General features: G+C 72.9%; 11 protein-coding genes. 8 read left to right on the top strand and 3 right to left on the bottom strand.

Translation table 11 applies throughout. From position 1 onward, the window contains the following. The first annotated feature begins 35 nt into the window (after window positions 1-35). The 4 genes from AQJ30_RS02735 (at window position 36) to hemC (ending at window position 5,544) form a co-directional block, all read left to right on the top strand. Window positions 36-2,498: an ATP-binding cassette domain-containing protein gene (locus AQJ30_RS02735; RefSeq protein ID WP_245726777.1), complete on the top strand. Its 2,463-nt coding sequence runs from the start codon at window positions 36-38 to the stop codon at window positions 2,496-2,498. A 110-nt stretch (window positions 2,499-2,608) separates the two neighbouring features. After that, entirely contained in the window at window positions 2,609-3,589 is a 981-nt protein-coding gene (locus tag AQJ30_RS02730; protein ID WP_067228174.1) for an ATP-dependent DNA ligase, read from the top strand. A gap of 181 nt (window positions 3,590-3,770) precedes the next feature. Continuing rightward, window positions 3,771-4,547 carry an NPP1 family protein gene (locus tag AQJ30_RS02725; RefSeq protein WP_067228172.1) on the top strand — a complete coding sequence of 259 codons (777 nt, stop codon included), beginning with the start codon at window positions 3,771-3,773 and terminating at the stop codon, window positions 4,545-4,547. A gap of 61 nt (window positions 4,548-4,608) precedes the next feature. After that, window positions 4,609-5,544, top strand: coding sequence for a hydroxymethylbilane synthase (gene hemC, locus AQJ30_RS02720; RefSeq protein ID WP_067228171.1), 936 nt, complete (start codon window positions 4,609-4,611; stop codon window positions 5,542-5,544). A gap of 19 nt (window positions 5,545-5,563) precedes the next feature. Here the strand turns inward: hemC and AQJ30_RS02715 are convergent, their stop codons facing one another. Next, window positions 5,564-6,088: a hypothetical protein gene (locus AQJ30_RS02715; RefSeq protein WP_067228169.1), complete on the bottom strand. Its 525-nt coding sequence runs from the start codon at window positions 6,086-6,088 to the stop codon at window positions 5,564-5,566. Between the two features lie 422 nt (window positions 6,089-6,510). Between AQJ30_RS02715 and AQJ30_RS02710 the strand changes: the two genes are divergently transcribed. Both AQJ30_RS02710 and AQJ30_RS02705 read left to right on the top strand, forming a co-directional pair. Next, a complete protein-coding gene (locus AQJ30_RS02710; RefSeq protein ID WP_067228167.1) occupies window positions 6,511-7,302 on the top strand; it encodes a SigB/SigF/SigG family RNA polymerase sigma factor in 792 nt (263 codons plus the stop codon). Window positions 7,303-7,465: 163 nt separating this feature from the next. Beyond that, window positions 7,466-8,269 (top strand): VOC family protein, encoded by an 804-nt coding sequence (locus AQJ30_RS02705; protein ID WP_067228166.1) that lies wholly within the window; start codon window positions 7,466-7,468, stop codon window positions 8,267-8,269. 86 nt (window positions 8,270-8,355) lie between these two features. Here the strand turns inward: AQJ30_RS02705 and glgX are convergent, their stop codons facing one another. Further along, the gene (glgX, locus tag AQJ30_RS02700) at window positions 8,356-10,518 is read right to left on the bottom strand and encodes a glycogen debranching protein GlgX (protein ID WP_067228164.1); all 2,163 of its coding nucleotides are present in this window, start codon (window positions 10,516-10,518) and stop codon (window positions 8,356-8,358) included. Then, on the bottom strand, window positions 10,515-11,012 hold the full coding sequence (locus AQJ30_RS02695; protein WP_067228162.1) for a pep a2: 498 nt from the start codon (window positions 11,010-11,012) through the stop codon (window positions 10,515-10,517). Before AQJ30_RS02695 ends, glgX begins: the two co-directional genes overlap by 4 nt. Window positions 11,013-11,261: 249 nt before the next feature. Between AQJ30_RS02695 and AQJ30_RS02690 the strand changes: the two genes are divergently transcribed. Further along, on the top strand, window positions 11,262-11,513 hold the full coding sequence (locus AQJ30_RS02690; RefSeq protein ID WP_067228910.1) for a DUF5133 domain-containing protein: 252 nt from the start codon (window positions 11,262-11,264) through the stop codon (window positions 11,511-11,513). A 127-nt stretch (window positions 11,514-11,640) separates the two neighbouring features. Then, window positions 11,641-12,495, top strand: an 855-nt coding sequence (locus tag AQJ30_RS02685; protein ID WP_159052286.1) for a maltotransferase domain-containing protein, incomplete at its 3' end; no start/stop codon positions are given.

Here is a 12,495-nt window from a genome sequence, read left to right as displayed (position 1 = left end):
GAGCGGGGGCGGCCCCGCCCACGGAGGGAGACACGATGAGCACCACCACGGGGACGACGGGGAAGACGGGGCCGACAGGGACGACCAGGACGAAGGGGCCGGCGAAGGGCTCGCGGACCGCGGGGGCCACGACCGGGGCGTCCGCGGAGCACGTGGCCGACAGCCACGACCTGATCCGGGTGCACGGCGCGCGCGAGAACAACCTCAAGGACGTGAGCGTCGAGATCCCCAAACGCCGGCTGACCGTGTTCACCGGGGTGTCGGGCTCCGGCAAGAGCTCGCTGGTCTTCGACACCATCGCCGCCGAGTCGCAGCGGCTGATCAACGAGACGTACAGCGCCTTCGTCCAGGGCTTCATGCCGACGCTGGCGCGGCCCGAGGTCGACGTGCTCGACGGGCTCACCACGGTGATCACCGTGGACCAGCAGCGGATGGGCGCCGACCCGCGCTCGACGGTGGGCACCGCCACCGACGCCAACGCGATGCTGCGCATCCTGTTCAGCCGGCTCGCGCGGCCCCACATCGGCGGGCCCAAGGCGTTCTCCTTCAACGTCGCGTCGATCAGCGGGGCCGGCGCCGTCACCGTCGAGCGCGGCGGGCAGAAGGTGAAGGAGCGGCGCAGCTTCAGCATCACCGGCGGGATGTGTCCGCGCTGCGAGGGCCGGGGCGCCGTCACCGACCTGGACCTCACGCAGCTCTACGACGACTCCAAGTCGCTGAACGAGGGCGCGCTGACCGTGCCCGGCTACAAGTCGGGCGGCTGGAACCACCGGCTGTACACCGAGTCGGGCCTGGTCGACCCGGACAAGCCGATCCGCGCGTACACCAAGCGGGAGTTGCAGGACTTCCTGTACCGCGAGCCGACCCGCATGAAGATCGCGGGCATCAACATGACGTACGAGGGGCTGGTCCCGCGCATCCAGAAGTCGATGCTCGCCAAGGACAAGGAGGCGATGCAGCCGCACATCCGCGAGTTCGTGGACCGCGCGGTCACCTTCACCACCTGCCCGGACTGCGAGGGCACCCGGCTCACGGCGGCGGCCCGTTCCGCGAAGATCGGGGGCGTCAGCATCGCCGACGCCTGCGCGATGCAGATCAGCGACCTGGCCGCCTGGGTGCGCGGACTCGACGAGCCGTCGGTGGCGCCCCTGCTGAGCGCGCTGGGGCAGACCCTGGACTCGTTCGTGGAGATCGGCCTCGGCTACCTCTCGCTGGACCGTCCGGCGGGCACGCTGTCCGGGGGTGAGGCGCAGCGCACCAAGATGATCCGGCACCTGGGCTCCTCGCTCACCGACGTCACGTACGTCTTCGACGAGCCGACCACGGGGCTGCACCCGCACGACGTCCAGCGGATGAACGACCTGCTGCTGCGGCTGCGGGACAAGGGCAACACCGTGCTCGTGGTCGAGCACAAGCCGGAGGTCGTGGCGATCGCCGACCACGTGGTCGACCTGGGACCGGGCGCGGGGACGGCCGGCGGCACCGTCTGCTTCGAGGGCACCGTCGAGGGGCTGCGGGGCAGCGGCACGGTCACCGGCCGGCACTTCGACGACCGGGCCGCGCTGAAGGACTCCGTGCGCGAGCCCACCGGGACGCTGGAGATCCGCGGCGCGAACGCCCACAACCTGCGGGACGTGGACGTCGACCTCCCGCTGGGCGTGCTCTGCGTGATCACCGGGGTCGCGGGCTCGGGCAAGAGCTCGCTGGTGCGCGGCTCGATCCCCGCGTCACAGGGTGTGGTCTTCGTGGACCAGGCGCCGATCCGCGGCTCGCGGCGCAGCAACCCGGCCACGTACACGGGGCTGCTCGAACCGATCCGCAAGGCGTTCGCCAAGGCCAACGGCGTGAAGCCGGCCCTGTTCAGCGCCAATTCCGAGGGCGCCTGCCCCACCTGCAACGGCGCCGGCGTCATCTACACCGACCTGGCGATGATGGCGGGCGTCTCCACCACCTGCGAGGAGTGCGAGGGCAAGCGGTTCGACGCGTCGGTGCTGGAGTACCACCTCGGTGGCCGGGACATCAGCGAGGTCCTCGCGATGTCGGTGACCGAGGCGGAGGAGTTCTTCGGCAGCGGCGAGGCCCGCACCCCGGCCGCGCACGCGGTGCTCGGCCGGCTCGCCGACGTCGGCCTCGGCTACCTCACCCTCGGCCAGCCCCTGACCACGCTGTCGGGCGGCGAGCGGCAGCGCCTGAAGCTGGCCACGCACATGGCCGACAAGGGCGGCGTGTACGTCCTCGACGAGCCGACCGCGGGCCTGCACCTGGCCGACGTCGAGCAACTGCTGGGCCTGCTCGACCGGCTCGTCGACGCGGGCAAGTCCGTCATCGTCGTGGAGCACCACCAGGCGGTGATGGCCCACGCCGACTGGATCGTCGACCTCGGCCCCGGCGCCGGCCACGACGGCGGCCGCGTCGTCTTCGAGGGCACCCCGACGGACCTGGTGACCTCCCGCACGACCCTGACGGGCGAACACCTGGCGGCCTACGTGGGGCGGTGACGGGCGGTCAGGCGGGGCGCCGGGGCGCCCTCCTGGGCGGCTGACGCCCGTTCAGGGGAAACCGCGGCGCGGTGTGCGTGGCGGGGCGTGGGGATGTCGACATGTGAGCCGTGGAACTGCCGCTGATCGCCCCCATGCTCGCCACCCCCGGCACGCTGCCGCCGCCCGGTCAGGACGAGCGGTGGGCCTACGAGACCAAGCAGGACGGTCAGCGGGCCGTGGTGTACCTGACCGGGGACGGCGGGCTGGTGCTGCGGTCCCGTTCGGGAGAGGACATCACCGGTGCCTATCCGGAGTTGCGGCCGCTGGGGGCCGCGCTGGGCGGGACGGCCGCCGTGCTGGACGGTGAGGTGCTGGCGCTGGACGCGCAGGGGCGGGGCGACTTCCAGCTGCTCCAGTCGAGGATGGGGCTCGCCCACGCGCCCGCTCGCGCGGCCCGGCTCGCGGTGCGGGCGCCCGTGCACTTGGTCCTGTTCGACGCCCTGCACCTGGGCGGCCGCCCGCTGCTGCGGCTGCCGTACGCCCAGCGCCGGGCGGAGCTGCTGGCGCTGGGCCTGGACGGTCCCCGGTGGTCGACGCCCGCCGCGCTCGTGGGACACGGCCGGGAGGCGCTGGAGGCCACCCGCGCGCACGGCCTTGAGGGACTGGTGTGCAAGCGGCTGGACTCGGTGTACGAGCCGGGCGTGCGCTCCCGCAACTGGATCAAGATCCGCAACATGCGGGGCGTGGACGTCCTGGTCGGCGGCTGGTCGCCGGGCCGGGGCCGGCTGACCGGGACCTTCGGCGCCCTGCTGGTCGGACAGCGCACGCGGACGGGCCTGCGCTACGTCGGCAGCGTCGGCACCGGCTGGAGCGAGGCCGAGCGCGCCCGCACGGCCGGGCTGCTGCGGGACCTGGCGACGGACACCTGCCCCTTCGACCCGGTCCCGCCGGCGGCGGGCGCGCACTGGGTGGTGCCCCGGCTGGTCGGCGAGGTCCGGCACAGCACCCGCACCCGGGCGGGCATGCTGCGCCAGCCCTCGTGGCTGCGGCTGCGCCCGGACCTCACCCCCGAGGAGTCGGCCGCGGACCTGCCGGAGGAGTTCGCCTGACGCGGTGTCAGGGAGGCACGAGGGACCGGTCCGCGGTCGGTGCGGGGAAATATTGGGCTGGGCTTCACCACCGATACGCCTGTGACCCCTTGGCACCGACGGGAAACGCCGGGAAGCTGAACTGCCGAACTTCCCTTCCCCCCACAGCCGTTGGGCTGCGCCCGGACTCGAGGAGGACGCAGTGGCGTCACCGTCGTTCACGGCACACCGCAGGAGGTGGCTCACCGGACTCGCCGGTGCCGCCGCGCTCGTCCTGGCCGTCCCCACCGTCGCCTGGGCCGCACCGCCGCCGGCCCTGCCGTCCAACGCCGAGGCGGCCGAACTGACGTACCAGCCGGCGTTCGACTACGACACCGACGGCTGCTACGCCACACCGGCCATCGGCCCCGACGGCACGGTCAACGGCGGCCTGAATCCGACCGGGGCGCTCAACGGAAACTGCCGGGACGCCTCCGACCTGGACAACACCAACAGCTACTCGCGCTACAAGTGCAACAACGGCTGGTGCGGCTACCTCTACGGCCTGTACTTCGAGAAGGACCAGGCGCTCGCGGGCACCAGCATCGGCGGGCACCGGCACGACTGGGAGCACGTCGTGGTGTGGGTGCAGGACGGCCAGGTGAAGTACGTCTCGACGTCCAACCACGGCTCGTTCACCGTGCACGACGTCTCCACGGTCCGCTTCGAGGGCACGCACGCGAAGGTCGTCTACCACAAGGACGGCATCAGCACCCACTGCTTCCGCCTGGCGAACTCCAACGACGAGCCGCCGGAGAACCACGAGCACACCTGGCAGTACCCGCCGCTGGTCGGCTGGAACGGCTACCCGGCGGGCCTGCGCGACAAGTTGAGCGCGTACGACTTCGGCAGCGCCCACTTCGGCCTGAAGGACGCCAGCTTCGCCTCGCACCTGTCGTCGGCGAAGCCGTCGGGGATCCCCTTCGATCCCAACGCCTGACCCGTGCGCCCCTCGCGGGACGTGTCACCCGCAGGTCCCGCGAGGGTCTATCGTGTCCCGCATGTCCGTTCCCGAAGTGATCCGGATCGTCTCCCGCGACTCACCCATGGCACTGGCCCAAGTGGAGCGGGTGCGGGCGGAGTTGGCCGCCCTGTACCCGTCCGTGCGCACCGAGGTCGTGCCCGTGCGCACGACCGGCGACAAGTGGCTGGGCGACCTGTCCCAGGTGGAGGGCAAGGGCGCCTTCACCAAGGAGGTCGACGCCGCACTGCTGGCCGGCGAGGCGGACCTCGCGGTGCACTGCGTCAAGGACGTCCCGGCGGACCGGCCGCTGCCCGCGGGCACGGTGTTCGCGGCGTTCCTCAAGCGCGACGACATCCGTGACGCCCTGGTCCACCCGGGCGGACTGACCCTGGACGAGCTCCCGGAGGGCACCCGCGTCGGCACCTCGTCGGTGCGGCGGGTGGCCCAGCTCGCGGCCACGCACCCGCACCTGGACTGCGTGCCGTTCCGCGGCAACGCCAACCGGCGGCTGGAGAAGCTGGCGGCCGGGGAGGCGGACGCGCTGCTGCTGGCCGTGTCGGGCCTGGAGCGCATCGGCCGCACCGACGTGATCAGCGAGGTGCTGTCACCCGAGGCGATGATGCCGCCGATCGGCGCGGGCATCCTGGCCCTGCAGTGCCGTGAGGGCGACGCCGCGCTGATCGACGCGGTCAGCGCGCTCGGCGATCCCGCGACCCACCGCGAGGCGGCCGCGGAGCGCATGTTCCTGCACGTCCTGCAGGGCCACTGCAACAGCCCGATCGCGGGCTACGCGCGCGTCGACCGCACCGGTGAACTCTCGCTGCGCGCCTGTGTGTTCACACCCGACGGCAAGACCCGGCTGAACGCCCACGAATGGGCCGGCGCCCTGGACCCGGCCACGCTCGGCACGTCGGTGGCGGTGGCGCTGCTGCGGCAGGGCGCCCGGGAGATCATCGACGGCATCCCGCACTGACGGCCGGTCACCGGCCCGCTCAGGCGGTGCCCTCCTCGGCCTGCCGGCGCAGGAAGCTGCTCACCTGGTGCGCCAGGACGTCGTGCGTCGTGGCGCCGGCCGGGGCCCAGGCACCCTCGTCGCACAGGCCGAGCCCGCCGGTCCACAGCCGGCGGTCGGCCCAGTCGTCGTCGACGCGCACCTGGACCTGCACGTCCACCTGGCCGAGCGCGCCCTCCGGCCCGGCGGCGAACAGCACCGCGGTGACCCGGCGCAGCGGGTAGACGTCGAAGCCCTCGATGAACTGGCTGTTGCGCCAGTCGACGAACGCGCTCTCCCCCTCGGTGCCGACCCGCACGTCGATCTGGCCGTCCTCGAGGTGGACGGTGAAGCGCCGTTCGCCACGGTTCTCGACGGTGATCCGCAGCCGGAAGTAGGTGAGTCCGTCGGCGGCGTCGTCGCGTCCGCGCGGGGGCTCGGCCCGCTCGAGTCCGTGGACGCGCAGACGCAGACCGGCATGCTCGTCGTACTCCTGCCAGTCCCCGACCACGTTCGGCTCGTACACAATCCACCTCTCGACGTCCGTCGGCTGCTTCCTATCCGTGGGCCGAGCGCACTGTCAAATGAGCGGAATGCGCTGTGGCCTGGGGAATCGACCCCTTTGATCGTCGATCAAGCCGTGCGCTGGAAGAACTCGTCCGCGGTCCGCCGCGGCGCCTCGCGCGGGCGTGCCGCACATCACGTCGCCGGGCAAGATCAGCGGGCGGGCCGGCCGAGGAGGGCGGACGTGCCGGGGCGCGACGGGCGCCCCGGGGCGGGCGGCACGGGCTCCGTCACCCCGGTGGAGCAATACCGGCATTTGGTTTCATATCACCCTGTCGGGGGAATGATGGCCTCAGTGCTTCGGACCGGAGGCACATGCGCGGGGCCCTGACCGGGACCCGCGATGGTCCGTCCACCCGGCACTCCGCTGAGGGAGGGACGCGCATGCGTACCACCGTCAGGACCCGTCAGCACCCCCACGACGACGCCCCCGACACGGGTGCCGACTTCCTCCGCCTGTCCCGCCTGCCCGACGGCCCCGAGCGCAAGGCGCTGCGGGACGACCTCGTGAAGGCGTGGCTGCCGATGGCCGAGCGCATCGCCGTGCGCTTCCGCGGCCGCGGCGAGAGCACCGAGGACCTCTACCAGGTGGCCGCCCTGGGCCTGGTCAAGGCCGTCGACCACTACGACCCCGAGCGCGGGCGCGCCTTCGAGGCGTACGCCGTGCCGACGATCACCGGCGAGATCAAGCGCCACTTCCGCGACCACATGTGGACGCTGCACGTGCCCCGTCGCGTCCAGGACCTGCGCAACCGCGTCCGGCACGCCCTGAAGGACCTCGCCGCGACCACCCCGGGCCGCGCGCCCACCGTCGCCGAGGTCGCCGCGTACGCCCAGCTGAGCGAGGACGAGGTGCGCACCGGCATGGAGGCGCTGGAGTGCTTCTCCACCCTGTCGCTGGAGGCCGAGTTGCCCGGCACCGACGGGTACGCCCTGGAGGACGCGCTGGGCGAGCGCGACCCGGGCTACGACACGGTCGTGGACCGGGTGGCCGTCGCACCGTGCCTGCGTTCCCTGCCGGAGCGCGAGCGGACCATCCTCTACCTGCGCTTCTTCGGCGGGATGACGCAGAGCCGGATCGCCGAGCAGCTGGGGATCTCGCAGATGCACGTCTCGCGGCTGCTCAGCGGCTGCTTCGCCCGGCTGCGCGAGGACGTACTCGCCGAGAAGCGGTGACCGGGGCCCGGGTCACCGTGCCGATGGCCTGGTCCACGACGGCGTGGGAGGACACCCATTCCGCCACCGTGCCACCGGCCGCCTCGGCGGGCGCACCGAGCGCATTCCGTCCGACACTGGGAGGAGTTCCCCGTTGCCGGCGACAGATCAGGACGCGAGGGCGATGAACGACCACCCGACCACGGCCCCCGGCAGCGCCGGGGTCGTCTCCACGCACTCCGTCTTCGGCGCCCCCTGCTGGGTCAGCCTGACCAGCCGGGACCTGGAGGCCACGCAGGACTTCTACGGCGCCGTGCTCGGCTGGCGGTGGCGCCAGGCGCAGCTCGGTGAGCGGTTCCGCATCGCGCTCGCGGACGACGTGCCCGTGGCGGGCATCGCCGCCGTCGCCACGATGTGGCAGGTGGCGGTCGCCTGGACGCCGTACTTCGCGGTGCCGAGCGCGGACGACGCGGCGGCGCGGGTGCGCGAGCGCGGCGGCACGACGGCGGTGGGGCCGATCTCCCTGCCGCCGGGCCGGGCCGCACTGCTGGCCGACCCGGACGGCGCGACCTTCGGGGTGTGGGAGGGCCGGCTCATCGGCAACTGGGAGTCCTGGCGGCGCGCGGCGCCCGCCTTCGTCCGGCTGCGCACCCGGGACGCCTTCGCCTCCGCGATCTTCTACGGCCAGATCCTGGACTGGGCGTCGGACGTGCCCGGCTCCTGCGAGGTGCACTACGAGGGCGACGAGGTGGTGCTGCGCAGCAACGGCGACGTGGTGGCCCGGATCGTGTCCGGCGCCCTGGAGGCGGCCCCCGATCCGAGGGTGCGGCCGCACTGGCAGGTGCACTTCACCGTGTCCGACGTCGCCGCCTGCGCGCGGACCGCGGAGCACCACGGCGGCAGCGTGCTGGACCTGACGGCGGACGAGGCGGTGCTGCGGGACCCCGACGGGGCCCAGTTCACGGTGACGTCGGGCTCACGGCGCTGACCCCCGCGCGGCGGCACGACGACGCACGAGGCCGGCCGGGGAGTGCTCCCCGGCCGGCCTTTCCGCGTGCGTGCGCCCGTCTGGCGTCACCCGCCCTTCGGGGACGGCGCCTTGCGGGCGGGCCGGGACAGCACCACCAGGCTGCGGTCCGTCAGCCGCACCCGGGCGTCGGCCTTGTACTCGACCTCGTCGGGGCCGCCGTCCGGCTCCGCCGTGTCGACGCACACCGTCCAGCGCTCCCCGTACGCGGCGCCCGGCAGGCGGAACGTCACCGGCTCCCAGAAGCCGTTGACGAGCAGCAGGAAGGAGTCGTCCACGACCGGCCGGCCGCGCGGGTCCAGCTCGGCGATGGCGTCGCCGTTGAGGAAGGCGGCCAGGCAGTGCGCGTCCGGCTCCTGCCAGTCGGCCTCGCTCATCTCGCGTCCGTCGGGCCGCAGCCACACCAGGTCGGGGAGGCGCTGGTCGGCGTCCAGGACCGTCTCGCCGAGGAAGAAGCGGCGCCGGCGCAGCACCGGGTGGGCGGAGCGCAGCGCGAGCAGCCGGCGCGTGAAGTCGGCCAGGCCGCGCTGCTCGTCGGTCAGCGCCCAGTCGATCCAGGAGACCTCGTTGTCCTGGCAGTAGGCGTTGTTGTTGCCGCGCTGGGTGCGGCCGAGCTCGTCGCCGTGGCAGAGCATCGGGATGCCCTGCGACAGCAGCAGCGTGGCCAGCAGGTTGCGCTGCTGGCGGGCGCGCAGCGCGAGCACGGCCGGGTCGTCGGTCTCGCCCTCGACGCCGCAGTTCCAGGACCGGTTGTGGCTCTCGCCGTCCTGGTTGTCCTCGCCGTTGGCCTCGTTGCGCTTGTCGTTGTACGACACGAGGTCGCGCAGCGTGAACCCGTCGTGCGCGGTGACGAAGTTGACGCTGGCGCGCGGCCGGCGCCGGCTGTGCTGGTAGAGGTCGGGGGAGCCGGTCAGGCGCGAGGCGAACGCGCCGAGCGCGCCCGGTTCCGCGCGCCAGAAGTCCCGTACGGCGTCCCGGTAGGGGCCGTTCCACTCGGACCACAGGGGCGGGAAGTTGCCGACCTGGTAGCCGCCCTCCCCCACGTCCCAGGGCTCGGCGATCAGCTTCACGCGGCTGATCACCGGGTCCTGCTGGATGAGGTCGAAGAACGCCGACAGCCGGTCCACCTCGTGGAACTGCCGGGCCAGGGTGGCCGCGAGGTCGAAGCGGAAGCCGTCGACGTGCATCTCGGTGACCCAGTACCGCAGCGAGTCCATGATCAGCTGGAGCACGTACGGGTGGCGCATCAGCAGGCTGTTGCCGGTGCCGGTGGTGTCGTAGTAGTGCGACCAGTCGCCGTCCACCAGCCGGTAGTACGAGGCGTTGTCGAGGCCCCGGAAGGACAGCGTGGGGCCCCTCTCGTTGCCCTCGGCGGTGTGGTTGTAGACCACGTCGAGGATCACCTCGAGGCCGGCCTCGTGCAGCGCCTTGACCATCGCCTTGAACTCGTCGACCTGCCCGCCGCGGGTGCCGTGGGCGGCGTAGGCGTTGTGCGGGGCGAAGAAGCCGATCGTGTTGTAGCCCCAGTAGTTGGACAGGCCCCGGTCGATGAGCACGCCGTCCTGGACGTACTGGTGCACCGGCATCAGCTCGACCGCCGTGACGCCCAGCGAGGTCAGGTGCTCGATCACCGCCGGGTGGGCCAGGCCGGCGTAGGTGCCGCGCAGTTCGGGCGGGACGTCCGGGTGGGTGCGGGTCAGCCCGCGCACGTGCGCCTCGTAGATCACCGTGTCGGCGTACGGGTGGCGCGGTGGCCGGTCGTCGCCCCAGTCGAACGCCGGGTCGGTGACCACGCCGAGCAGGGTGTGCCCGGCGCTGTCGGCCGGGTCGGGGCGGTCGCCGGCCCGCTCGAACAGCGACGGGTGGTTGTCGGCCTGCCCGTCCACCGCCCGGGCGTACGGGTCCAGCAGCAGTTTCGCCGGGTTGCAGCGGTGGCCCGCCGACGGCGCCCAGGGGCCGTGCACCCGGTAGCCGTAGCGCTGGCCGGGGCCGACGCCGGGCACGTAGCCGTGCCAGACGAACCCGTCGACCTCGGTCAGCGGTACGGTCCGGGCCGGGCCCGAGTCGTCCACGAGGACCAGCTCGACGCGCTCGGCGACCTCGCTGAACAGCGCGAAGTTGGTGCCGTCGCCGTCGTACTCGGCCCCCAACGGGTAGGGGTGCCCGCTCCACACGGGCACCCCTGCGCTGCGTGCGCGTCTGCGCGTCACCGCGCCTCCCCCGCCGCCGCGGGAGCGGCCAGCACGGCCACCGGGACCGCCCGGGGCACCTGGAGCCCCTCGCGCAGGCTGGGCGAGGGCGCGACCGGCACCAGGGGGACGCGCTCCCCGGCGCGGGCCCGCTGCGAGAACCAGATGACGTTCCCGCCGCCGACGGTGGCGCAGCACCCCCAGCCGTCGCTCATCTCGGCGATGTGCTCCAGGCAGGAGCGCAGGTCCTGGTCCGGGCGCAGGTCGCTGTCGTGGTCCCCGACGGCCGTGATGAGGTGCTGGCCGTTCCACCACATCTCGATCGACGTGTGCTTGTCGGTGGCGTGCTCGTCGATGGCCTGCAGCAGCATCTCGGCGCCGTTGCAGACGGGCTCCACCAACGTGTCCAGGTCCCAGAACCGGAGGTGAGCGGCCAGGATGCGCCTGACCTGTCCGACCCGGTCGGGGCTGACTTCCACGTCGAGGTGGTAGTAGCAGGGCACTGCGGTCTTCATCTCTGTGGCTCCTCACCGCGAGGCTCTCGGTCCGGGAACGCCCGGGTGGGCGGAGGGTTTCACACGGAGCGTGAGCACTGTTCGCTTCTGAGTCACCTCCACAGTGGGGGTCTTGCTCCATTCGTGCAACACGAGCACGCCACTGGGGCGAACGAGGTGGTTGAAGAACCAACAAGACGCATGGTCATGGTCCGTGCACCATGAGTAGCCATGGAACCTCGCGAGCCTCGCCAGGCGGACGGCGGCGTCATGCTGCTGCCCTCGAAGGCCGAAGTCACCCGGCAGTTGCGGCGGTACCGGACGTGGGAGCGGATGATGCTCGCGTCCCCCGCCGACCGGGCCGTGCGCACGGCGTTCGAGGACTCCGGCTACACCCTGTGCGTGCTGATGGGCAAGCGGTGCGCACGCGAGGCCGCGGACGCCGCCGAGCACTTCCTCGGCCCGCTCGGGACGGCTGCTCTCCCCCAGGAGCCGGCCCTCGTGGAGACGGCCGTCCGTTGACCCGGCCCGGCCGTCCGCCGACCAGGCGTTCGCCGGACACCCGGACGGAGCCGTGGGCCCCGTCCGGCGCAGGACCCTACCCGGGCCAGTCCCGGACCCGAACGCGAGCGGCGGAGGTGAGAGACCCATGAGTTCGACCCCGGCCATCGGCCGCATTCCCGTCCGGGACGTCCGGCCCGCGGTGGAGTGCGGCGGGCGCCCGGCGAAGGCGGTCGTCGGAGAAACGTTCCAGGTCACCGCGACGGTGTTCCGGGAAGGCCATGACGCCGTCGCCGCCAACGTCGTGCTGACCGGCCCCGACGGGCACCACGGACCCTTCACGCCCCTGCGCGAGCTGGCCCCCGGCTCGGACCGCTGGGGCGCCGACGTGACCCCGGACGCCGAGGGGCGGTGGACCTACCGGGTGGAGGCCTGGAGCGACCCGGTCGCCACCTGGCGGCACACCGCCGCCATCAAGATCCCCGCCGGCATCGACACCGGACTGGTCCTGGAGGAGGGCGCCGACCTGTACGAGCGGGCGGCGGCCGGGGTTCCCGAGGGGCCGGACCGCGCCACGGTCCTCGAGGCGGTCGAGGCGCTGCGGGACGACGAACGGCCCGTCGCCGCCCGGCTGGCCGGGGCGCTGGTGCCCGAGGTGGCCGAGGTGCTGTCCCGGCACCCGCTGCGCGAGTTCGTCACCACGTCCGCGCCGCTGCCGCTGCTGGTGGAGCGGGAGCGGGCGCTGTTCGGGTCCTGGTACGAGTTCTTCCCGCGCTCGGAGGGCACCCCCGAACAGCCGCACGGCACCTTCCGCACCGCCGCGCGGCGGCTGCCGGCGATCGCGGAGATGGGTTTCGACGTCGTCTACCTGCCGCCGATCCACCCGATCGGCACCACGTTCCGCAAGGGACCCAACAACGCGTTGAGCGCGACGCCCGACGACGTGGGGGTGCCGTGGGCGATCGGCTCGCCGGAGGGCGGCCACGACGCGGTGCACCCGCAG

This window comes from Streptomyces longwoodensis (assembly GCF_001514125.1).
Taxonomy (GTDB): Bacteria; Actinomycetota; Actinomycetes; order Streptomycetales; family Streptomycetaceae; genus Streptomyces; species Streptomyces longwoodensis.
This window is presented reverse-complemented; position numbering and strand designations above follow the sequence as displayed.